The 22579-nt window shown below is 72.9% G+C and carries 20 protein-coding genes; 10 read left to right on the forward strand and 10 right to left on the reverse strand.

Annotated elements, in window-relative coordinates; translation table 11 throughout:
• Positions 1 to 3 precede the first annotated feature (3 nt).
• Complete coding sequence (locus QM772_RS09795) at positions 4 to 210, forward strand: zinc-finger domain-containing protein (RefSeq protein WP_415135917.1); 207 nt, start codon at positions 4 to 6, stop codon at positions 208 to 210.
• A 57-nt stretch (positions 211 to 267) separates the two neighbouring features.
• Here the strand turns inward: QM772_RS09795 and QM772_RS09800 are convergent, their stop codons facing one another.
• The 7 genes from QM772_RS09800 to QM772_RS09830 all read right to left on the reverse strand — a co-directional run bounded on the left by QM772_RS09800 (position 268) and on the right by QM772_RS09830 (position 7752).
• Positions 268 to 1476 carry an O-antigen ligase family protein gene (locus QM772_RS09800; RefSeq protein ID WP_415135919.1) on the reverse strand — a complete coding sequence of 403 codons (1209 nt, stop codon included), beginning with the start codon at positions 1474 to 1476 and terminating at the stop codon, positions 268 to 270.
• A gap of 265 nt (positions 1477 to 1741) precedes the next feature.
• Entirely contained in the window at positions 1742 to 3034 is a 1293-nt protein-coding gene (locus QM772_RS09805) for a sensor histidine kinase (RefSeq protein WP_415135921.1), read from the reverse strand.
• Positions 3035 to 3212: 178 nt separating this feature from the next.
• Entirely contained in the window at positions 3213 to 3920 is a 708-nt protein-coding gene (locus tag QM772_RS09810) for a response regulator (RefSeq protein WP_415135923.1), read from the reverse strand.
• A gap of 193 nt (positions 3921 to 4113) precedes the next feature.
• Positions 4114 to 5451 carry an AmpG family muropeptide MFS transporter gene (locus tag QM772_RS09815; RefSeq protein ID WP_415135925.1) on the reverse strand — a complete coding sequence of 446 codons (1338 nt, stop codon included), beginning with the start codon at positions 5449 to 5451 and terminating at the stop codon, positions 4114 to 4116.
• Between the two features lie 107 nt (positions 5452 to 5558).
• Positions 5559 to 6239 carry a Crp/Fnr family transcriptional regulator gene (locus QM772_RS09820; protein WP_415135927.1) on the reverse strand — a complete coding sequence of 227 codons (681 nt, stop codon included), beginning with the start codon at positions 6237 to 6239 and terminating at the stop codon, positions 5559 to 5561.
• Between the two features lie 6 nt (positions 6240 to 6245).
• Entirely contained in the window at positions 6246 to 6944 is a 699-nt protein-coding gene (locus QM772_RS09825) for a helix-turn-helix transcriptional regulator (RefSeq protein WP_415135929.1), read from the reverse strand.
• Between the two features lie 172 nt (positions 6945 to 7116).
• Entirely contained in the window at positions 7117 to 7752 is a 636-nt protein-coding gene (locus tag QM772_RS09830; RefSeq protein ID WP_415135931.1) for an MBL fold metallo-hydrolase, read from the reverse strand.
• A gap of 274 nt (positions 7753 to 8026) precedes the next feature.
• Here QM772_RS09830 and QM772_RS09835 point away from each other — a divergent pair, with 274 nt between their 5' ends.
• From QM772_RS09835 to fahA, 5 genes are all read left to right on the forward strand, one after another.
• Positions 8027 to 8704: a TetR/AcrR family transcriptional regulator gene (locus QM772_RS09835; RefSeq protein WP_415135933.1), complete on the forward strand. Its 678-nt coding sequence runs from the start codon at positions 8027 to 8029 to the stop codon at positions 8702 to 8704.
• 112 nt (positions 8705 to 8816) lie between these two features.
• The gene (locus QM772_RS09840) at positions 8817 to 9869 is read left to right on the forward strand and encodes an SMP-30/gluconolactonase/LRE family protein (RefSeq protein ID WP_415135935.1); all 1053 of its coding nucleotides are present in this window, start codon (positions 8817 to 8819) and stop codon (positions 9867 to 9869) included.
• Between the two features lie 45 nt (positions 9870 to 9914).
• Entirely contained in the window at positions 9915 to 10919 is a 1005-nt protein-coding gene (locus QM772_RS09845; protein ID WP_415135937.1) for a Bug family tripartite tricarboxylate transporter substrate binding protein, read from the forward strand.
• A gap of 49 nt (positions 10920 to 10968) precedes the next feature.
• Positions 10969 to 11778 carry a cyclase family protein gene (locus QM772_RS09850; protein WP_415135938.1) on the forward strand — a complete coding sequence of 270 codons (810 nt, stop codon included), beginning with the start codon at positions 10969 to 10971 and terminating at the stop codon, positions 11776 to 11778.
• Between the two features lie 72 nt (positions 11779 to 11850).
• Positions 11851 to 13164, forward strand: coding sequence for a fumarylacetoacetase (gene fahA / locus QM772_RS09855; protein WP_415135940.1), 1314 nt, complete (start codon positions 11851 to 11853; stop codon positions 13162 to 13164).
• Between the two features lie 72 nt (positions 13165 to 13236).
• Here fahA and QM772_RS09860 read toward each other — a convergent pair whose 3' ends face one another.
• Complete coding sequence (locus tag QM772_RS09860; protein ID WP_415135942.1) at positions 13237 to 13980, reverse strand: zf-TFIIB domain-containing protein; 744 nt, start codon at positions 13978 to 13980, stop codon at positions 13237 to 13239.
• Positions 13981 to 14016: 36 nt separating this feature from the next.
• On the opposite strand from QM772_RS09860, the gene QM772_RS09865 reads away from it, so the two are divergent.
• The 4 genes from QM772_RS09865 to QM772_RS09880 all read left to right on the forward strand — a co-directional run bounded on the left by QM772_RS09865 (position 14017) and on the right by QM772_RS09880 (position 20444).
• Positions 14017 to 14748 carry a 16S rRNA (uracil(1498)-N(3))-methyltransferase gene (locus QM772_RS09865; RefSeq protein ID WP_415135944.1) on the forward strand — a complete coding sequence of 244 codons (732 nt, stop codon included), beginning with the start codon at positions 14017 to 14019 and terminating at the stop codon, positions 14746 to 14748.
• Between the two features lie 91 nt (positions 14749 to 14839).
• Entirely contained in the window at positions 14840 to 17689 is a 2850-nt protein-coding gene (locus tag QM772_RS09870; RefSeq protein WP_415135946.1) for a DUF2339 domain-containing protein, read from the forward strand.
• Positions 17690 to 17801: 112 nt separating this feature from the next.
• The gene (locus QM772_RS09875) at positions 17802 to 19193 is read left to right on the forward strand and encodes a DUF3999 domain-containing protein (RefSeq protein WP_415135948.1); all 1392 of its coding nucleotides are present in this window, start codon (positions 17802 to 17804) and stop codon (positions 19191 to 19193) included.
• 81 nt (positions 19194 to 19274) lie between these two features.
• Positions 19275 to 20444: an MFS transporter gene (locus tag QM772_RS09880; protein WP_415135950.1), complete on the forward strand. Its 1170-nt coding sequence runs from the start codon at positions 19275 to 19277 to the stop codon at positions 20442 to 20444.
• A gap of 179 nt (positions 20445 to 20623) precedes the next feature.
• Here the strand turns inward: QM772_RS09880 and QM772_RS09885 are convergent, their stop codons facing one another.
• Together QM772_RS09885 and QM772_RS09890 are read right to left on the reverse strand one after the other, a co-directional pair.
• On the reverse strand, positions 20624 to 21550 hold the full coding sequence (locus tag QM772_RS09885) for a lysylphosphatidylglycerol synthase transmembrane domain-containing protein (RefSeq protein WP_415135952.1): 927 nt from the start codon (positions 21548 to 21550) through the stop codon (positions 20624 to 20626).
• Positions 21547 to 22542, reverse strand: a complete 996-nt coding sequence (locus tag QM772_RS09890) for a glycosyltransferase family 2 protein (RefSeq protein WP_415139540.1) — start codon at positions 22540 to 22542, stop codon at positions 21547 to 21549. Before QM772_RS09890 ends, QM772_RS09885 begins: the two co-directional genes overlap by 4 nt.
• Positions 22543 to 22579 lie beyond the last annotated feature (37 nt).

The following is a 22579-nucleotide window of genomic DNA, read 5'->3' on the forward strand; positions in this document are numbered from 1 at the left end:
CCCATGAGCACCCCCGTCGTCGAACTGCGCGCCGCCGACCTGAACGAGCAGGGCGGCGTGTTCTGCCCCAGCCCCAAGGCCGGCATGAAGCTGTGGAACTCGCACCCCCGGGTCTATCTGGACGTGGCCCACACCGGCGAGGCCAGGTGCCCGTACTGCGGCACGGTGTACCGGCTGGCCGCGGGCGAGGTGGTCAAGTCGGGGCACTAGCCAAATCGGCCTCCAGCGCTTGCCCAACAAGCGCTGGCAGCTATTTAATCAGGAGCGCTAAGCGCCGGGCAGCACCTCGCGCCACACGTCTTCGGGCTCGGTGGACAGCCGCTGGAACACCAGCACCACGAACCACACGCTGAGCCCGATCGACGCATCGCGCAGGGCCGAGTTGGCGGCCACCGCCAGCAGCATCGACAGCAGCGCCACCACGCCCAGGCGGCCGCTCATGTCGTGGCGGCGCCAGGCGCGCGGCAGGCCGGCGGCCACCAGCCACAGCAGCAGCAGCGCGCCCGGCACGCCGGCCTGCGCGCCCATCCACAGGAAGTCGTTGTGCGGCATGTTGGCGCTGGCCAGCTCGGGCTCCACGCGCGCCTTCCACTGCTCGCTCCAGCCGCCGATGCCCCAGCCGGCCACCGGGCGCTCGCGCACCATGGCCAGCGTCTCGGTGTACATGCGAAAGCGCACGCCCCAGCTGCTGTTTCGCGTCACCTGCTCGCCGGCGTAGGCGCTGGCGACCTCGTGCGCGCCCTGCGCCACCCGGTCGCGCACGCCCGGCACCAGCAGGCCGGCGCCCAGCGCCAGCGCGGCGACCAGCGCCACCGCCAGCAGCAGGCGCCGGCGCTGCGCGCGCCACTGGTGCAGCAGGCCGGCCAGCAGCCCCACGATGACGACCAGCCACGCCGTGCGCGAGTACAGCGCCGCCCCCAGCGCGCCCATCGCCCCCAGCGCCAGCACCAGCGCCCAGACGCGCTGGCGCCCCGAGAGCAGCGGCGGCAGCAGCAGCCCGGTGCTGGCCGCCAGCGCCAGCAGCACGGCGTTGGCGAGCGACTTGTTGCCGCCGTAGCGCACGATGCTGTCCCACAGCACGCCGGGAGGCAACCCCACCGCCAGGTGCAGCGCCGTCAGCGCCAGCGCCACGGCGATGCCCAGCCAGAAGCCGCGCAGGGCCCACACCGCCTCGTCGCGTGACAGCGCCAGCGCCAGCGCCAGCGTGAGCACGATGCGCAGCGCGTGGAAAGCGTTGGAGGCCGTCTCGGGGTAGTGCGGGCCGAAGGCCAGCACCAGCAGCCCCCAGCCGAGGAACAGCCCGGCCGGCCACCTGTTGGGCTCGCCGCGCAGCCGCCGCAGACGCACGCGCCAATCGCCCTGCCAGGCCATGGACGCGGCCAGCGCGGCGAAGGCGGCGTAGTTCAGGCCAATGGGAAAGAAGGCGGCGAATCCCCAGAACAGGGCGACCCAGCAGACCACGGAAACACGAGGCATGGGCGGCAATTGTAGTTTTGCCCCCCGAGGCCGCCCGGCAGGAAAAAAAGAAAGCCGCCTCGCGGCGGCTGATGAGTCAAAGCCTGAGTTCTCTTCTTGTAGCCTCGTGGCGAGCCGCCCTGCGGTACTTCTGGACGACCCGCAGCGAATCGGTGTGACAGCGATGGATACAACTGTATACGCTGGTGGATACGAAAGCACTCCCGCATTCAGGGGATTCCCGGGATTTTTCCAATTCTTATGGATTAATCACCCTCGAAAAATGTCACACGAGCGGCAAATGCAGCGTGAAGCGCGCGCCGCCGCCTTCGCGGTTGCCGCAGCGCACCTGGCCGCGGTGGCGCTCGGCGATGGACTTGACCAGCGCCAGCCCCAGGCCGACGCCGCCCTCGCGCTCGCTGGCGCCGGGCAGGCGGTAGAACGGCTCGAAGATGCGCTCGCGCTGGGCGGGCGGCACGCCGGGGCCGCGGTCGTCCACGTGCAGCACGGCCTGGCCGCCTGCCGTGCCCAGCTCGGCGGCGACCTCGCTGGCGCGGCCGGTGCGGCCGCCGTGGCGCAGCGCGTTCTCCAGCAGGTTGCGCACGGCGCGCCGCAGCAGCTTGGCGACGCCGGGCACCACCACCTCCAGCGTGCCGGGGCCGAGCGTGAGTTCGACGCCCACGCGCGCGCATTCCTCGGCCAGCAGGCCGATCAGGTCCACCGGCTCCACCGTGCCGAGGTCGGCCTCGCGCGCGTCCAGGCGGCTGGCCAGCAGGATCTCGTCCACCAGCTGGTCCAGCTCGGCGATGTTGCGCGAGATCTCCGCCCGCGCGCTGGCGCCGGCGGCGGTGCCGGACAGCCCACCGCCGGGCCGCCCCAAGGCGGGCCCGGCCCCCTCGGCGGGCAGCGCACCCTGCGCGGCAGGGGAGCGTGGGGGCCCCATCAGCTCCAGCGCCATGCGGATGCGCGCCAGCGGTGAACGCAGCTCGTGCGAGGCATTGGCCAGCAGCGACTTCTGCGATTGCAGCAGCGCGGCCTGGCGGTCCATCAGCTGCTCGATGCGAGCGGCGGCGGCGTTGAAGCGGCGCGACAGGTCGGCCACCTCGTCCTGCCCGTCCTCGGCCACGCGCGCCGACAGATCGCCCTCGCCCCAGCGCTGCACGCCGCGCTGCAAGGCTTCCAGCCGCTGGGTGAGCCGGCGCACGATGGGGAACAGGCCCACGGCGGTGGCCAGCCCCACCATGCCGAGCAGCCAGAAGATGCCGGTCTGCGGGTGCAGCCAGGGCGGCGGCACGCGGCGGTCCTGGCGCGGGCCGAACTCCATGGTGAAGCGGCGGCCGTCCTCCATGGTGATCAGGAACTCGGCCGCCTCGCCGGGCCGGCTGGTGCGCAGCGCGGTGCCGCGCCCGACGCGCGCCTGGTCCACGCTGCTCAGGGTCACCTCGCGCGGCAGCGGCACGCTGCGCTGCTCCTCGGCCACGCGCCAAGCCCAGGCGGCGGCCAGCACCACCACCACCACGCCGGCCAGCGCGGCCAGCCAGATGCGCACGTAGAGGTGGCGGGTGAACAGCTTGATCATGGATTGACCGCCCGCGTCAGAGCCGCACGGCGGCCGACGCAGACGCCGGGGCTGGAGGCCGCGGAGCAGGCCATGTCAGCGACATCCGCGGAACCGGCTTGGCCGGGCCGCTGGATGTGCCCACTGGAGGGGGGTGGCGAAGCGGAACGAAGTCCGCGCAGCCTGGGGGTGGGCATCGTCAATCCTGCTGTTTGGCGAACACGTAGCCGACGCCGCGCACGGTGAGGATGCGCTTGGGGTTCTTCACGTCGGCCTCGATGGCGGCGCGGATGCGGCCCATGTGCACGTCGATGCTGCGGTCGAACGCCTCCAGCTCGCGCCCGCGCACGGCCTCCATGATCTGCTCGCGCGTCAGCACGCGGCCGGCGCGCTCGGCCAGGGTGACGAGCAGGTCGAACTGGTAGCTGGTCAGCTCGGCCCTCTGCCCGGCCACGGTGACGATGCGCGCGTCGCGGTCGACCTCCAGCGCGCCGAAGCGCATCAGCGTGCGCTCGGGCGCGTCGCCGGGCTGCCGGCGCCGCAGCACGGCGCGGATGCGCGCCAGCAGCTCGCGCGGCTCGAAGGGCTTGGGCAGGTAGTCGTCGGCGCCCAGCTCCAGGCCGACGATGCGGTCCATCGGGTCGCCCTTGGCGGTGAGCATCAGCACCGGCACGCGCGCCACCTCGCCGGGCAGGGCGCGGATGCGGCGGCACACCTCCAGGCCGTCGATGCCGGGCAGCATCAGATCGAGCACCACCAGATCGAACGGCTTGTCCTGCACCGCCGCCAGGCCGCTCTCGCCGTCGGCCGCGTGGGTGACGGCATAGCCCGACTGCGTCAGGTATTCCTGCACCATCGCGGCCAGGCGGGCGTCGTCCTCGATCATCAACAGGCGCTGGGTGTGCATTCAATAACCTCCGTGCTTCGCGCTGCGGTGCGAGCCCCCTTCGGAGCGGCCGGGCGGGGGCTCATGCCGTCCTCAAAGAACCAAAGATGTTCATGATCGCCCGCGCGGGGCAGCCCGCTTTGAACCGGGGGTAAAGATAAGTAAACCGCGCCTTGGCGCCGAGTACTATTATTTTCATAGCTGCCAGCGCTCGTCAGACGGGCGCTGGAGGCACTTTTGGCTCTGAACTCCGCACGCGCGCAGCCAACGCCACCAGCACCAGCACCGGCAGGCCCAGCAGCGCGGTGCTGGTGAAGAAGCCCGCGTAGCCGAAGGCATCGACGTAGTCGCCCGAGAAGCCGGCGATGAGCTTCGGCAGCAGCAGCATCAGCGAGGAGAACAGCGCGTACTGCGTGGCCGAGTAGCTGACGTTGGTCAGGCTCGACAGGTAGCCCACGAACGCCGCCGAGGCGATGCCCGAGGCCAGGTTGTCGGCCGACACCACGGCGATCAGCGCCGGCACGCTGTGGCCGAAACCCGCCAGCCACGCGAACAGCAGGTTGGTGAACGCCGACAACACCGCTCCCAGCATCAGGATGCGCATGACGCCGAAGCGCAGCGCCAGCGCGCCGCCGACGAAGGCGCCGGCCAGCGTCATCGCCACGCCGTAGACCTTGGTCACGGCCGCCACCTCGTCCTTGGTGTAGCCCATGTCCACGTAGAACGGGTTGGCCATGATGCCCATCACCACGTCGCTGATGCGGTAGACGGCGATCAGCGCCAGGATCAGCGCCGCGTGCCACTGGTAGCGGCGGAAGAAGTCGGCGAACGGCTCGATGAGCGCGCCGCGCACCCATTCGGCGGCGTCGCGCGCGGGCGCCAGCGGCAGCGGCAGCGGCTCGGGCGAGACCAGCACCGTGGCCACGCCCACCAGCATCGACGCCGCCATCACGAAATAGGCCAGCTGCCAGGCCGCGTTGTCGTAGCCCGCGTTCGCGCCCTGCGCGCGCGCCGCCAGCCACAGCACGCCGGCGCCGGCCCAGATCATCGCCAGGCGGTAGCCGGTCTGGTAGGTGGCGGCCAGCGCGGGCTGCGCCTGCGTGGGGGCGGATTCGATGCGGTAGGCGTCCAGCGCGATGTCCTGCGTGGCCGAGGCGAAGGCCACCGCCAGCGCGCACCACACCAGCGGCGCCAGCGCCGCGCGTGGGTCGGCCAGCGCCATGCCCACCAGCGCCGCCATCACCCCTGTTTGCGACACCAGCAGCCAGCTGCGCCGGCGGCCCAGGGCACGCGTCAGCAGCGGGATCGGCACCCGGTCCACCAGCGGCGCCCAGGCCCACTTGAAGCCATAGGCCAGGCCGACCCAGCTCAGGTAGCCGATGGTGGAGCGGTCCACCCCCGCCTCGCGCAGGCGGAACGACAGCGTGCCCAGCACCAGCAGCAGCGGCAGGCCGGCGGAAAAGCCCAGCGTCAGCATGCGCAGGCTCTCGGGCGCCAGGTACACGCGCACGGCGCTGCGCCAGCCGGGGCGCGCGGTGTCGGAAGTGTTCATCGCGGACTATTATTCACGCGCCATGTGCCGCCTCTGCGACGCCCGGACAACAAGCCGCTCGGCAGCGCCGCCGGCGCCCGGCCCGGCACCAGGGGCCGCAGGCGCGGCTACCAGCGGGCAGGCAGGGGCTTCAGCAGCACCAGCCGGCGCTCGCGGGTGGCGATGTAGCCGCCCACCTGCAGATCCTTCAGCAGCCGGCTGACCATCTCGCGCGAGCAGGCCAGGTGGCTGGCGATCTGCTGGTGCGTCACGCGCTCGGCGAGCACGCGCTGACCCTGCGCGTCGGCGGGGCCGGCCAGCGCATCCAGCAGGCGCGTGAGCCGGCCGTAGACGTCGATCAGCGCCACGCTGCGCGCGTTCTCGGTGGCCAGGCGCGCGCGCCGGATCAGGCGCGCCATCATGTCGAGGGCGAAGTCCGGCTGCTCGGCGATGTAGCCCAGCAGGGTCTGGCGCGTGATCAGGGCGCACACCGAGGCTTCGGCCGCCTCCACGCTGGCCGAGCGCGGGCCGCCGTCCAGCGACATCTCGCCCACGTACTCGCCCGGGCCGTACAGGCCGAGCGTCAGCTCCTTGCCGCTTTCGCTGGCGATGAAGGCCCGCAGGCGGCCCGAGCGCACGATGTAGAGCGTGTCGCCGCGCTCGCCCTCCTGGATGATGAGCGTGCCGCGCCGGAAATGGCGCTCGGTGCCGCGCGCCGCCAGCGCCTCGACGTGCGCGTCGGCGTCTTCCGGCGGCAGCGGCACCCCAGGTGGTAAAGAAAGAGGAGAAGCGTTACCGAATGCGGGCATTCCCCATCATACAAAGCGCAGCCCGGCGGGCGCGCCGCACCGCGCGCCGCGGTCTTCGGCGCGCAGGGCCGGCACCACGGGCGGCAGCGCCAGCACGCTCTGCACGAGCTGCCGGATGCCATGGGCGCCGGTCTTGCTGCGCAGCGACCGCACCTGGGTGCGCACGGTGGACTCGGCCACGCCGTGCTGCACGGCGATCTCGTCCACCTCCCGGCCATCGCACAGCGCGCGCAGCACGGATTCCTCGGTCGGCGTCAGGCAGTGCTCGCGGGCGAACATCTGCAGCGCCAGGTTGTCGCCCACGCGCTGGCGCGCCATCACCAGCATGACGCTGGCCTGCGGCCCTTCGAACTCATGCACGAGCGGGATGACCGCCACCGGCAGGCAGTGCCCGCCGTGGGTCAGGTACAGCAGGCGGCGGCGGCCTTTCGCCGCGCCCTGGATCGCCGCCATCAGCTGCTCGCCCAATTGGGCATTGCAGGCCGCCACGGCGCCGTCCTGGTTCGAGAACAGCAGGCGGCCCGTGGCCAGCTCGTGCCGAGCCAGGTGGTTGGCGTGCTGGATGCGCCCCTGGACATCGACCACCACCAGCCCGTAGTCGATCTCGTCCAGCAGCCGCAGCACGAAGCCGGGTTGCAGGTCGTCGGCCTTTGCGGTCTTGACGGGTGGGTGGGGCCTCTCCCTGACCATGGCGACAGCTTCCATTTGTTCCTCCATGCGGTGGTTTGACGATGAACGCAGTCTAGGGAGGGCGGGAGCCGGCGCGCTGTAAACGGCTACCGCGCGGCTTGTGACCCATTCACATGCCGCGCCGGCCGTGCGATAGGCCCTTGCAATGACGCGCCGGCACCACGCCTGGCGGCACTACCGCACGGTTTCAGCCGCGCACGAAGGGGTTGAAGCGGCGCTCGGCGCCGAAGCTGCTCTCCGGCCCGTGGCCCGGGATGAACACCGTGTCGTCGCCCATGGGCCACAGGCGTTCGCGGATGCTGGCGATCAGCTGCGCGTGGTTGCCGCCCGGAAAGTCGGTGCGGCCGATGCTGCCGGCGAACAGCACGTCGCCCACGAAGGCGCGCTTCGCCCCGGGCGCGTGGAAGACCACGTGCCCCGGCGTATGGCCCGGGCAGTGCCGCACGGCCAGCGTCTCCCGGCCCACGGTGACGGTGTCGCCGTCGGCCAGCCAGCGCGCGGGCGTGAAGGGCTCGGCGGCCGGAAAGCCGAACATGCGCGACTGTTCGGCCAGCCCGTCGATCCAGAACTGGTCGCCCGGGTGCGGGCCGACGATGGGCAGGCCCAGGCGCCGCGCCAGCTCGCCCGCGCCGCCGGCGTGGTCGATGTGGGCGTGGGTGAGCCAGATCTGCGCCAGCTCCACCCCCAGCTCGCGCGCCGCCGCCTCGATGCGCGGCAGCTCGCCCCCGGGGTCGATCACCGCGGCCTGGCGGGTGGCGCCGCACCAGACGATGGAGCAGTTCTGCTGAAACGGGGTGACGGGAACGGTTTGGTAAGCCAGCATGCGGGGATCGGTTTCCGGGGACGTTCATTCAAATTATCAAACGATTGTTCAAAACGTAGCCGGCCCCGGGCTGCACATGGCGGAATCGGCGGGCCGGAATCGATCGGTTGCCGGGCAAGTCGGCGCCGATTCGGCCTGGCGGACGCGTTGCATGCCCATGGCGGGCGCACACGCATGCCACGAGGCGCGCACGTGCCAGGCAAATAGGGGCCAGGCCCAGCGCATGCGGCATGGCGCTCCGTCAGGGCTGACGCCGGGTGATTACCATCGCGGCATGGAGATCAAACGCACGTTCGACCCCTCGAGCGATACGAAGGCCAGGGTCGTCGCGGCCGCCACGCGGCTATTCGCCGAGAAGGGCATGGAAAAAGTCGCCCTGCGCGAGCTGACCAGCGCCGCCGGCGTGAACCTGGCGGCGGTCAACTACCACTTCGGCACGAAGGAAGCCCTGTGCGAGGCGGTGCTGGACAGCCTGGCCGAGCGGGTCAATGCGCGGCGGCTGGCCAACCTGGGCCAGGTGCTGGACGAAGCGCGCCGCGCCGGGCGGCGCCCCGCCCTGCCAGCCATCCTGGACACCTTCATCGCGCCCTACCTGGACGACGACGCCAGCGCCACCGACGGCGCGGTGCTGGTGCAGCTGCTCATCAAGGACCGCGTCAGCCCCAGCGACATGACGGCCCGCATCATCCGTAAACATTTCGATCCCCTGGCCCGGGCGTACATTGCCGCGTTCGCCCTGGCCTGCCCGAACGTGGCCCCCGACGACTTCTACTGGCGCTACATGCTGACCTACAACACGGTGATCCTCACCGCGAGCGACCGCGACGCCAGCCGCATCGCGACGATGTCGATGGGCCGGCTCGACGGCGCCGACCGTCCGGCGCTGCGGCAGGCCCTGGCGGACTACCTGGCGGCCGCCATCGGCGCGCCCAGCCGCACGCCGCCGGGCTGATCCGTCTCACGCACGCATCCGGGTAATCCCCGATTTGTTTCGAGCAAAGCGGTCACTATGCTTGTTTCATACATTCGTTTGATACAAGCGTTTCCACCACTCGGAGCGAACCATGCCCGCAGCCAATCCCCTCGACGGCTTCACCGTTGACCGCACCCGGATCCGCACCGTCGGCCGCGATCTCCAGCGGCCCGAATGCATCCTCGCCGAGCCCGACGGCACGCTGTGGTGTGCCGACGCCCGCGGCGGCGTGACGCGGATCGCCGCCGACGGCTCCCAGCGCTTCATCGGCCAGCGCGCGGACGAGCGCTTCGCCGCCGGCGCCGGCGGCACCGCCGAGGCGCTGGAGGCCAAGCTGACCACCGGCACCCTGCCCAACGGCCTGGCCTTCGCCGCCAACGGCGACATCCTGATCTCCAACTTCGGCACCGACCTGCTGGAGATCATGACTCGCGACGGTCAGACCCGCACGCTGTACGACCGGATCGACGGCCAGCCCATCGGCAAGGTCAACTTCGTGCTGCGCGACTCCAGACAGCGCATCTGGCTCACCGTATCGACCCGCGTCAACCCGTGGACGGCCGCCGCCGCCAGTCGTGTGTGCGACGGCTACATCGCGGTCATCGACGAGCGCGGCATCCGCGTGGTGGCCGATGGCTTCTACTTCACCAACGAGGTCCGGCTGGACGCGAAGGAAGAGTGGTTGTACATCGTGGAAACGACCGGTCCGCACATTACCCGCATGCGCCTGGACGAATCGCGCGCCGACGGCGTGCGCCTGACCGACCGCGAGGTGTTCGGCCCCTCGCACCTGGGCGGCAGCCCCGACGGCATCGCCTTCGACAGCTTCGGCAACCTGTGGTGCACGCTGATCATGGTCGACCAGCTCATCGCCCTCACACCCGAGGGCGACAAGCGCCTGCTGCTGGACGACGGCGACCCGGCCGCCAGCCGCAACCTGCGGGAAAAGACCGCTGCCGGCACCCTGACGGCCGAGGACATGCAGCGTGCGCGCGGCACCATCGCGCCCTGGATGGCCAGCCTGACCTTCGGCGGCCCCGACCTGCGCACCGTCTACCTGGGCAGCCTGCTCGGCACGACGATTCCCTGTTTCCGATCGCCCGTGCCCGGCTTGCCGATGGTGCACTGGCAGACCGCTTCCTGAGCCCTTTCCCCCTGGCCCCCAAAAGACCATTCACAGGAGACAACCATGAACCACCCCACGCCTTCCCCCCTGTCCGCCACGGCCTCCACCCGGCGGCATGCGCTCGCGGCGCTCGCCGCCGGCGCCGCCGCGCTCATGCCGCTGGCGGCGGCGGCCCAGGGCGCCTTCCCCAGCAAGCCCATCCGCATCGTCGTGCCCTTCGGCGCCGGCTCGTCGCCCGACGTCATCGTGCGCCTGATGAGCGAGCCGATGGCCAAGGCCCTGGGCCAGCCAGTGGTGATCGAGAACAAGGCCGGCGCCAGCACCATCATCGGCGCGCAGACCGTGGCGGCGGCGCCGGGCGACGGCCACACGCTGCTCTACACGGTGAACAACACCACGTCGATCAACCCCTACGTGTACAAGTCGCTGCCCTACAAGGCGGAGGACTTCGTGCCGGTGATCCGCGTGCTCTCGGTGCCCTACGTGGTGGTCACCTCGACCCAGTCGCCCTACAAGACGCTGGCCGACATGATGGCCGCGGCCAAGGCCAGCCCCAACAAGCTGAACTACGCCAGCTACGGCATCGGCCAGGGCACGCACGTGGCCATGGTGCGGCTGCTGAACGCGGCCGGCGCCCAGATGACCCACGTGCCCTACAAGGACACCGCCACCACCGACCTGATGGCCGGCCTCATCACCACCGTGATGGAGCCCACCACCACCGCCATCCCCAACATCCAGGCCGGCAAGCTGCGCGCGCTGGCCGTCACCGGGCCGCAGCGGGTGGAGTCGCTGCCCGACGTGCCGGCGGTGAACGAGACCTTCAAGGGCTTCGTCGGCGACTCGTGGCACGGCCTGCTGGCGCCCAAGGGCACGCCCGCGGCCGTGGTCGCCCAGCTCAACGACGTGGCCGGCAGGATCATCGCCACGCCCGAGTTCCAGAAGCGCCTGAAGGACCTGGGCCTGGTGCCGGCCGGCGGCTCGCCCGCCGACTTCCAGCAGTTCCTGAAGAACGACGCCCAGGCCTGGGCCAAGGTGGTGCGCGACAACCACATCCAGGTCGATTGACGCATCGGCACGTATCCTCCGCCTTGCCCACGTCCCACAGGAGAGCCCCATGCCCCGCAAGTTCATCGACCTGTCGATCTACCTGGAGAACGACGTCATCTCCGACCCGCCGGCCTTCGCGCCGAAGATCGAGTACTTCAACCACCAGAACTCGTTCGAGCAGATGGCGCCGTTCTTCCCCGGCCTGAAGCAGCAAGACCTGCCCGACGGCGAGGTGTGGGCGGTGGAGATGGTGCAGCTGTCCACCCACAACGGCACGCACCTGGACGCGCCCTACCACTTCCACAGCACCATGGACAAGGCGCTGGGCGAGAAAAGACCCGCCATCACCATCGACCAGGTGCCGCTGGAGTGGTGCTTCCAGCCCGGCGTGAAGCTGGACTTCCGCCACTTCGCCGACGGCTACGTGGTCACCGCCGCCGACGTGGAAGCGGAGCTGAAACGCATCGGCCACACGCTGAAACCGCTGGAGATCGTCGTCGTCAACACCCGCGCCGGCTCGCGCTACGGCCATGACGACTTCGTCAGCGCCGGCTGCGGCATGGGCTACGAGGCCACCATGTACCTGCTGGAGCGCGGCGTGCGCCTGACCGGCACCGACGCCTGGAGCTGGGACGCGCCCTTCGTCTACACCGCCGAGAAATACGCCGAGAGCCGCGACGCCGGCCTGATCTGGGAAGGCCACAAGGCCGGCCGCGACATCGGCTACTGCCACATCGAGAAGCTGCACAACCTGGAGGCGCTGCCGCCCGACGGCTTCACCATCTCGTGCTTCCCGCACAAGATCCGCGGCGCCTCGGCCGGCTGGACGCGCGCGGTGGCGATCTTCGACGACGCGCTGCTGCCCGCGTCGGCCTGACCTTCTTATAAGCAAAAAGTGCCTCCAGCGCTTGCCCATCAAGCGCTGGCAGCTATCAAATCAGGAGAATCCGTGGCACTCGATCACACCCACGACCCCCAGGCAAGAAGCTGGCTGGCGGCGGCCAGCGCGGCCGGGTGCGACTTCCCCCTCCAGAACCTGCCCTTCGCCGTGCTGCGCCGGCGCGGCACCCATGACGCCTTGCGCGGCGCCGTCGCCATCGGCGACCAGGCGCTGGACCTCGCCGCGCTGGCCGCTTCGGGCCTGCTGAAAGGTGATGCGCAAGACGCGCTGGCCCTGGCGGCCGAGCCCACGCTCAACCGCTTCATGGCCGCCGGCCCCGACGCCTGGCGCGCGCTGCGCCGCGCGCTGTTCGATCTGCTGCGCGAAGGCGCCAAAGGCCAGGACACGGCGCGCGCCTGCCTGCTGCCGCTGTCCGGCGTGGAATACGCGCTGCCCGCGCGCGTCGGCGACTACACCGACTTCTACACCTCGCTCGACCACGCCCTGAACTGCTTGCGCATCATGATGCCGGGCGGCGACATCACGCCCAACTTCCGCTGGCTGCCGCAGGCTTATCACGGCCGCGTCTCCACCCTGGGCGTGAGCGGCCAGCAGTTCCACCGCCCGCTCGGCCAGGCCATGCCGCCGGGCGCCGGCGCGCCGGTGTTCCGCCCCTGCGCCGCCATGGACTACGAGTGCGAGCTGGCCTTCTGGATCGGCCCCGGCAACGCGCAGGGCCAGCCCATTCCCGTCGGCGAGGCCGAGCGCCACCTGTTCGGCGTCGGCCTGCTCAACGACTGGTCGGCGCGCGACATCCAGGCCTGGGAGATGGCGCCGCTGGGCCCCTTCCACGCCAAGAACTTCGCCACCACCGTCTCGCCCTGGATCGTGACGCTGGACGCGCTGGCCCCCTACCGCACGGCCTGGACGCGGCCGGCCGCCGACCCGCAGCCGCTGCCCTACCTCGACGCGCCCGCCAACCGCGCCGGCGGCGCCTTCGACATCCGGCTGGAGGTGTGGCTGGAGAGCGAGCAGGCGCGGCGCCAGGGGCGCGGCCCCGCGCGGCTGTCGGGCACCAGCTTCCGCCACCAGTACTGGAGCGCCGCGCAGATGATCGCCCACCACACCGCCGGCGGCTGCGCCCTGCAGCCCGGCGACCTGCTGGGCAGCGGCACCATCTCCGGCCCCGGCCCGGGCGAGGCCGGCGCGCTGATCGAGCTGGCGCACGGCGGGCGCCAGCCCGTGCCCGTGGGCGGCGACGAGCAGCGCGGCTTCCTGCAGGACGGCGACACCGTGATCCTGCGCGGCTGGTGCGAGAAACCCGGCGCCGCGCGCATCGGCTTCGGCGAATGCCGGGGGACGGTGCTGCCGGCGCGGGCGTGAGCCGCGATTTTCAAGCCCAATCGGCCTCCAGTGCCCGCCAGCACTGCGCTGGCAGCTACTTAAAAAGTAGCATCAGCGGCGCGTCAGCCAGGTCCAGACCAGGTTCAGCCCGGCCACCCACAGGTCATCGGCGGGCGAGCCCTTGCCCTGCCAGCGCTCCTGCTGCGCCTCGCGCCGGGCGCGCTCGCGCTCGCGTTCGATGCTGATCAGCGCGTCGGCCAGGTCGGGCGGCGGGGCGCCTGCCTCGGCGCGCTCGGCCTGCCGGCCGTAGCCGGCCAGGGCGCGCTCCACGGCCCGCGGGTCCAGCAGCGAGAAGGCGGCGCGGCAGTAGGGGCAGGCGTGGTCCTGGCGCAGATCCACGGCGGCGCCGCAGCCGCCGCAGTGGATGACGCGCAGGCGCTCGGCCAGGTCGGCCACCTCGACGGGGGTGAGCTGGCGCACGAAGCCCTTCTCGACCATGAACGACGAGAAGGTGGAAAAGCGCCCGTGCCGCTGCGGGCAGCGCCAGGTGACGTAGCGGCCCGAGCGCACCACGTCCGAGCCCTCGGTGAGCGCGCGGCGGCAGCGCGGGCAGTTCATGGCGCGCGCCAGCGGCGCCTGCGGGTCGGCGCGGTGCTCGTGCAATTGGCGGAACAGCGCCACCACGCCGGCCGGCGCCATGCGCAGGTTCTCGTTGGCGTCGAACCAGATGCCGTGGCAGGCGTGGCACAGGTCCAGCTCCAGCGTGCCGCCGCCGTGCGCCGCCACTTGGCGCGCGTCCATCGGCCCGCGGCAGGACGGGCAGGCGGCGGGAGTGGGGGCGAGGCGGGCGAGCATGGTGGCGCGATGTTAGACGTACCATCACGCGCCGCCATGCCACGATTTCACGTTCCGCCGCCTCACCCGCCCGGCCTCGCGCCTGGCGCCCGCCTGGCGCTGCCGCCCGGCGCCGCGCGCCACGCCCAGGTGCTGCGCCTGCAACCGGGCCACGCGGTGACGCTGTTCGACGGCGCGGGCGGCGAGTGGTCGGCGCAGATCACCCGCATGGGCCGCAGCGAGGTCGAGGTGCAGGTGCAGGCGCACGACCCCGCCGAGCGCGAGGCCGCGCGCGCCGTGCACCTGGCCGTGGGCCTGATGGCGGCCGAGCGCATGGACTGGCTGGCCGAGAAGGCCACCGAGCTCGGCGCCGCCAGCCTGCAACCCCTGCTGACCGAGCGCGCCAGCCTGCGCCTGGCCGGCGAGCGGGCGGCGAAGAAGCGCGCCCACTGGCAGGCCGTGGCCGTCGCCGCTTGTGAACAAAGTGGCCGCAACCGCTTGCCGGACGTGCGCGAGCAGCTCTCATTTCAGGAGTACCTGGCAGTGCCGGCGGGCCCGGTGCGCTGGCTGCTGTCGCTGGACGCGGCGGCCACGCCCTTGAGCGCAGCGCTGGCGGCCCTGGCGCCCGATCAACCCGTGGCGCTGCTCTCCGGCCCCGAAGGCGGCCTGTCGCCCGCCGAGCAGGCCGCCGCGCTGGCCGCCGGCTGGCAGCCGGTCGGCCTGGGCCCGCGCGTGCTGCGCGCCGAGACCGCCCCGCTGGCGGCGCTGGCCGCGCTGACGCTCCCCTGAGTCTCGCCGCGCGATACCGCGCAGGCCCCGGTGCCGCCCGCCGGCGCGCCGGCCGCACAATGGCGCCCTTCGACGAACGAGGGTGTTGGACATGCTGATCTGGGGAGCCGTGTGGGGCGCCGTTCTGGGTGCGTTGTGGCCGGACTGGGGCGAGATCCTCTGGCTGCCGGGCGCCTTGCTGGGCCTGGCCGCGGGCTGGAGCCTGCGCCGGGCCGTGCGCACCGTGGTGCGCAAGGAGATCGCCGCCGCGCGGCAGGCGGCGCCGGCGGTTGCCCCGCAGGCCGCGGAAAGCCCGGCGAACGACCTCGCGGTGGGGCAGACGCCCGTGGCGCCCGCCGCCGTCCGCACGGCCACGCCGCCATCCGCGCCGGTGGGAGACGACGCGCCCGACTCCTTCTTCGGCGACACGGTGCCGGACGCCCCCGCGCCACCGCCTCCACCCCCCTCCGCCCCGCGCGCCCCCAGTCCGCTGGAGCAGGCCGTGGCCGGCGTGCGCCACTGGCTCGTGCAGGGCAACCCCATCGTCAAGGCGGGCCTGGTGATCCTGTTCATCGGCCTGTCCTTCCTGGCGCGCTACGCGGCGCAGGCCGGCCTGTTCCCGGTGGAGCTGCGGCTGACCGCCATCGGCGCGGTCGGCGTGGCGCTGCTGGCCGTCGGCTTCCGCCAGCGCGCGGCCCGGCCGGGCTTCGGCCTGGCGATGCAGGGCGGCGGCGTGGCGGTGCTGTACCTGACGGTGTTCGCCGCCTTCCGGCTCTACCACCTGGTGCCGCAGGGGGCGGCGTTCGCCTTCATGGGGCTGGTGTGCGCCTTCAGCTGCGCGCTGGCGCTGCTGCAGAACGCGCGGGCGCTGGCCTTCATGGCGTTCGCCGGCGGCTTCGCCACGCCGCTGCTGCTGTCCAGCGGCGGCGGCAGCCACGTGGCGCTGTTCGGCTACTTCACGCTGCTGAACCTGGCGATCCTGTTCATCGCCACGCGGCGCGCCTGGCGCGCGCTGAACCTGCTGGGCTTCGCCGCCACCTTCGGCACCGCCGGCGCCTGGGGCTGGTCGCGCTACGGCGTGGAGCACTACGCCAGCGCGCAGGCGTTCCTGGCCGCGTTCATGGCGATCTACATCGCCACCGCCATCCTCTACGCCCGCGCCACGCCGCTGCGCCTGGGCTGGGGCACCAGCCGCGCGGTGGACAGCACGCTGGTGTTCGGCACGCCGCTGCTGGGCTTCGGCCTGCAAGTCGGGCTGGTGCAGCCGTTCCCGTACGGCGAGGCGTTCTCGGCGCTGGCCTTCGGCGCCGTCTACCTGGTGCTGGCCGCGCTGCTGCTGCGGCGCGGCGAGGGCTACCGCGTGCTGGCCGAATGCTTCCTGGCGCTGGGCGTGGGCTTCGGCACGCTGGCGGTGCCGCTGGCGCTGGACGCGCGCTGGACCAGCGCGGTCTGGGCGCTGGAGGGCGCGGCGGCGTTCTGGGTCGGCGCGCGGCAGGCGCGCTGGCTGCCGCGCGCCTTCGGGCTGCTGCTGCAAGGGCTGGCTGCCTTCAGCTACTTCGGTTCGCTGGGCACGCCCATCAGCCGCTGGCCGCTGGCGCATCCGGCCTTCCTGGGCGCGCTGCTGATCGCGCTGCCGGCCATGGCCATCGCGGGGTGGGCGCGCCGGCCGCTGCCGCACGGCGGCTCGCGCTGGGCGCAGGGCTACGCGGCGCTGGAGGCGCGGCTGCCGACGCCGCTGCTGCTCTACGGCTTCGCCATGTGGCTGCAAGCCTGGTCGATGGAGTTCGCGCGCACGGTGCCGGCGCCTGTAGCGGATCAGTGGGCGCAGCCCGCCTGGACGGCGCCCGTGGCGCTGTGGCTGATGACGGGCGTCACCCTGCTGTCGTCCGCCGCGCTGCTGGCCTGGGCCCGGCGCGCGGCCTGGCCGGCCGCTGCCTGGCCCAGTCGCCTGAGCCTGCCGGTGCTGGCCCTGGCGCTGCTCGGCCAGTGGGGCAGCGGCCAGCACGCCATCGACTGGCCGGCGGCGCTGGGCTGGCCGCTGGCGCTGGCCTTCCACGTGGGGCTGCTGCGCCGCAACGAGCAGGCGGGCGACCTGCTGACCGCGCGCTGGCGCCGCTGGCTGGGCTGGCAGCACACCGGCACGGTGTGGCTCGTGGTGCTGCTGATCGGCGACGCCCTGGCCGGCTGGGCGGAGCGCGGCGGCCTGTGGGGCACGGCCTGGGCCAGCGTGGCGGGGGTGGTGGCGGGCACGGCGGTGCTGTTCGCGCTGACGCGCTGGGCCGGCCGCGCCCACCGCGCCGACACGCGCCAGCGCTTCGGCTGGCCGCGGAACCCGCACGCCGAGGCGTACTACTGGTTCGCCGCCGCGCCGCTGGCGCTGCTGCTGTGGCTGGGCGCGTTCGCGCTGGCCTGGACTTCATCCGGCCGCACCGCGCCGCTGCCCTACATCCCGCTGCTGAACCCGACCGACCTGGCGGTGCTGCTGGCCATCGGCGCGCTGCTGCTGTGGCGCGGCACGGTGCTGGCGGCCGCGCCGCGCCCGGCCGGCGCCGCGCGGCTGGCGGGGCCGGTGTTCTGGGGCGCCATCGGGCTGCTGGGGCTGGTGGCCGTCAGCACGGTGTGGCTGCGCGTGGCGCACCACTTCTTCGGCGTGCCGTGGGACGCCGATGCGCTGTACGACAGCTTCGTCGTGCAGACCGGCTACGCCATTCTGTGGACACTGACCGCGCTGGCGCTGATGGTGGCCGCGCACCGGCGCGGGCAGCGCCCGGCCTGGCTGGCCGGCGCGGCGCTGCTGGCGCTGGTGGTGGTCAAGCTGGTGCTGGTCGATCTGTCCAACCGGGGCGGCGGCGAGCGCATCGTCGCCTTCATCGGCGTCGGCCTGCTGATGCTGGTGGTGGGCTACCTCGCGCCGCTGCCGCCGAAGGCGCGGGCGCGTGCCGAGCCTAGAAACGGCAGTTGACCGCTTGTCATCTTCACGAGTACCGCATGGACATTGACCTTCATCGCTTCGATCACGTTCACCTGTCGGGTGGCAGCGCGTTCAACTGCCGTTTCTAGGCTGAGGAAACATCATGACGCTGCGCCGCTTCGCTTTCGCGCTGGCCCTGGCGCCGGCCCTCGCCGTCGCCGTCGCCATCGCCGCGCCCGCCGACACGCCCGACGGCTACGCCGCGCGCTGGCCCCTGCAACTGCCCGCCGCCACCAGCCTGGCGCGCCTGCCGCTGCCGGCCGAGGTGCTGGCGCAAATACAGACCGCCGACCTGCGCGACCTGCGCGTGTTCAACGGTGCCGGCCAGCCGGTGCCGCTGGCGCTGGACCGCGCCAGCCCCGACACCCGCGCGCCCGCGCCAGCCGCCATCGCCCTGCCCGCGCTGCCGATCCTGGCCGACGCGCAGGCCGCCACCACCGCCGGCCTGTCGCTGCGCGTGGAAGACGGCCCCGGCGGCCGCGTGGTGCGGCTCGACACCCCTTCCGCGCCCACTGCGGCCGACGCCACGCTGATCGGCGCCCTGGTGGACACGCGCGAGCAGAAGGCCGCGCTGCAAGCCGTCGAGCTGGACGCCGACTGGCCCGCCGCGCGCCCTTTCACCTTCCGCCTGCACGCCAGCACCGACCTGCGGCAATGGCAGCCGCTGGGCGAGGCCACCGCCTACCGCGGCGCCGACGGCGCGGTGGCGGCGCCCGCGCGCGTGCCCCTGAACGGCGCCACGCTGCACGCGCGCACCCTGCGCATCACCTGGGACGCCGCCGCGCCCGGCGCCGTGGCGCTGCGCGGCGTGCGCCTGCTGCCCCAGCCGCCGCAGGCCGCGCCCGCGCGCGTGGCCGTGCCGCTGGCGCTGCCCGAAGGCGCCGGGCGCGACCCGCGCGTGCTCGAATGGCGGCTGCCCTTCGCCACCCCGCTGGCGGCGCTCGACATCCGTGCCGACGGCGCCGCCGCCCTGGTGCCGGTGCGCGTGCTGGCGCGCCAGCAGCGCGAGCAGCCGTGGACGCCGCTGGGCCGCCACGTCGTCTTCAGCCTGGCGCAGGACGGGCGCACGCAGCACAGCCCGCCGCTGGAGCTGGGCCCGGCGGCCTGGCGCGAATGGCGCGTGGAGGCCGACGCCGCCTCGCCCGGCTTCGCCGCGCCGCCGCAGGTGACGGCCTGGCTGGCGCCGGTGCAGATCGTGTTCGTCGCCAGCGGCCCGCCGCCCTTCACGCTGGCGGCCGGCCGCGCCGACGCGCCCGCCGCCAGCCTGCCGCTGCCCAGCCTGATGCCGGGCCACGAACCCGGCGCGCAGGCCCGGCTGCCCGCCGCCGCGCTGGCGGCGCCCGCGCCGCAGCCCGCCGCCGTGCCCACCACCGCGCCCGGCGCGCAGCGCGACGTGCGGCGCTGGACGCTGTGGGCCATCCTGCTGGCGGGCGTGCTGGCGCTGGGCGGCATGGCCTGGGCGCTGGTGCGGCAGCTCGGCAAAGCGGATTCATAGCCAAATCGGCCTCCAGCGCCCATCCAGCAAGCGCTGGCAGCTATTTCATCAGTAGCAGCCATACCTCCTACACTGGGCGGCATGAACCGCCGCCTGCTGCTGCTGACCCTGGCCCAGGGCCTGTTCCTGGTCAACAACATCACCTTCGTCGCCATCAACGGGCTGGTGGGGCTGCAACTGGCGCCGTTCGGCTGGATGGCCACGCTGCCGGTGATGGGCTACGTGGTGGGCGGGGCCATCGCCGCGCCGCTGGTGGCGCGCGCGCAGGCGCGGCTGGGGCGCAAGGGCTCGTTCCAGATCGGCCTCTTGGTGGCGCTGGGCTCGGCGCTGCTGGCCGCCTTCGCCGCCTGGACGCGCCAGTTCCCGCTGCTGGTGGCGGCCACCGTGATCGCCGGCTACTACAACGCCAACGGCCAGCTCTACCGCTTCGCCGCCGCCGAGCTGGCGCGGCCCGACTGGCGCGAGCGGGCGGTGTCGCTGGTGCTGGCCGGCGGGCTGATCGGCGCCGTCGTCGGCCCCAACCTGGCCAACTGGACGCGCGCGCTGCTGCCCGCGCCCTTCGTCGGCGCCTACCTGTCGCTGGCGGGGGTGGCGGTGCTGGCGATGGCGGTGGTGAGCGCCATCGACTTCCCGCCCGCGCCGCCCAAGGTGGCGGGCGCGCCGGCCGGCCGGCCGCTGGGCGAGATCATGCGCCAGCCGGTGTTCGTGGTGGCCGCGCTGGGCGCGGCGCTGGGCTACGGCGTGATGAACCTGCTGATGGCCGCCACGCCGCTGGCGATGCAGGTGTGCGGCTTCGACTTCAGGGACACGGCGCTGGTGCTGGAGTGGCACGTGATCGGCATGTTCGCGCCGGGCTTCTTCACCGGCGGCCTGATCAAGCGCTTCGGCGCGCTGCCGGTGATGGGCGCGGGCGTGGCGCTGAACGGGGTGTGCGTGGCGATCGCGCTGTCGGGGGTGGAACTGCACCAGTTCCTCATCGCGCTGCTGGTGCTGGGCGTGGGCTGGAACTTCCTGTTCACCGGCAGCACCACGCTGGCGCTGCAAGCCTGGCGGCCGGAGGAAAAGGACCGCGCGCAGGCGGCGATCAACTTCTGCGTGTTCGCCACCATGGCGTTCACCTCCTTCGCCTCGGGGGCGCTGGTGACGACGCAGGGCTGGGCCTGGCTGAATAGGGGGTCACTGCCGGCGCTGCTGCTGGTGGGTGGTGCGCTGGTGTGGCTGGGAAGGCGCCGGCCGCAGGCTGCAAGCTAGACTATTGATAGCTACTGGCGCTTGACTGGCGGGCGCTGTAGGCTGATTCGGTATGAATTTTCTGCTTGGTGCGGGATGCGCCGTATGCCGGGAGATGCGCCCGGCGGCGCAGCGCAGCGAAGCGGCCGAAGAACCGCTTTCAGCACACGCCAGACAAGCGTCAGCGCCCGATTCGGCGCTCAATCGGAAGCCGCCCGCCCCGGCAGCCCGAACGCCAGCGCGCCCAGCGCGCCCTGCGCGATGCCGTACAGGCCGTAGATCATCCCCACGCCCACGGCGGCCGGCGCCGCCACGCCGAAGGGCGCCAGCGCCGCCACCGCCGCCGCCTCGCGCGTGCCCCAGCCGCCCACGCTGACCGGCAGCGCCGCCATCAGGAACACCGGCGCGATGGCGAAGGCCCACACCGCCGGCGGCTGCCGCACGCCCAGCGCCAGCGCGCCGGCCGCCAGCGCCGCCGCCGACAGCACCTGCACCGCGGCCGAGGCCAGCACCTGCCAGCGCAGCTGGGCGCCGAAGTCGGGCCGCCCGGCCACCGCCCGCAGCGGCCCCGCCCCGCCGCCGCCCACGCGGCGCAGCAGCCACGGCAGGCACCACGGCAGCGCCAGCCACAGCAGCGTGCCGGCCAGCGCCAGCGCGGCCAGGGCGGCCGGCGGCACGCGCAGCGCGGCGCCCAGCGCGGGCGCGCAGGCGGCGGCGCCCAGGCCGCCGATGGCGCACAGCATCCACAGACCGCTCACGCGGTCGAGCACCACCGACCAGCCCGCCGCCCGCGCGTCCTGCCCGGCGCGGCGCAGCACCACGGCGCGGTACACGTCGCCGCCGACCACGGCGCCCGGCAGCAGCGCGTTCAGCCCGATGGCCTGGAAGTACCAGCGGCAGGCGTCGCGCACGCCCACGTCGGCGCCCAGCCAGCGCGCCAGCGCGCGCCAGCGCAGGGCGGAGACCAGGTTGGACGCGACGGCCGCCAGCAGCCCCGCCAGCAGCCAGCCGGGATGCGCCTGGCGCAGCTGGCCCAGCACGCGCGCCGGCTCGGCCAGCCAGAGCACCGCGCCCAGCAGCAGCAGCCCGGCCAGGCCGCGCAGCAGGGCCTTGCGCGCGCGCTTCACGCTATTAAATCAGAAGCTGCTTGCGCTTGTCTGGCGGGCGCTGGAGGCTGATTTGGCTCGGAATCCGGCACGACTTCCTCGGCATGGAACTGCGGCGCGCCGCCGGCCTCGTGGTAGATGCGCATGAGCAGCTCGCCGATCAGCCCGGCGGCGATGAGCTGCACGCCCATCAGCAGCAGCATCACGCCTATCAGCAGCAGCGGCCGGCCGCCGATGTCCTCGCCGAACAGCTTCTGCACCAGCAGCCAGAACAGGATCAGCGCGCCCGGCGCCGCCAGCCACAGGCCCAGCCCGCCGAAGGCGTGCAGCGGGCGCTGGCGGTAGCGCATGAAGAAGACGATCAGGATCAGGTCGAGGATGACGCGGAAGGTGCGGTCGATGCCGTACTTGGACACGCCGCGCGTGCGCGCGTGGTGGCGCACCGGCACCTCGGCGATGCGCGCGCCGGCCTCCTTGGCCAGCGAGGGAATGAAGCGGTGCAGCTCGCCGTACAGGCGGATGCGGTCGATGATGGGCCGGCGGTACGCCTTCAGCGCGCAGCCGTAGTCGTGCAGGTGCACGCCGGTGGCGCCGGAGATCAGCCGGTTGGCGATGCGCGAGGGCAGCTTGCGCGACAGCTCGGCGTCCTGCCGGTCCTTGCGCCAGCCGCTGACCATGTCCACGTCGGGGTCGGTCTCCAGGCGTTGCAGCAGCAGGGGGATGTCGCCGGGCTCGTTCTGCAGGTCGGCATCGAGCGTGACCACGTAGCGGCCGCGCACGCGGTCGAAGCCGGCCTGCAAGGCGCTCGACTGGCCGTAGTTGCGCGCCAGGAACACCGGGCGCAGCCAGGGGTGGCTCGCTGCCAGCTCGCGCAGTTTGGCGCGGCTGCCGTCGGTGGAGCCGTCGTCCACCGCCAGCAGCTCGAAGCCGAGCGGCTGCCCGGCCATGGCCTGGGCGATGCGCGCCACCAGGTCGGGCAGGTTCTCGACCTCGTTGTAGATGGGCACCACGATGGAGACATCGGGCGCCGCGGTACGCGGGGGGGGGGGG

The organism is Ottowia sp. (assembly GCF_047601385.1).
Taxonomy (GTDB): Bacteria; Pseudomonadota; Gammaproteobacteria; order Burkholderiales; family Burkholderiaceae_C; genus Ottowia.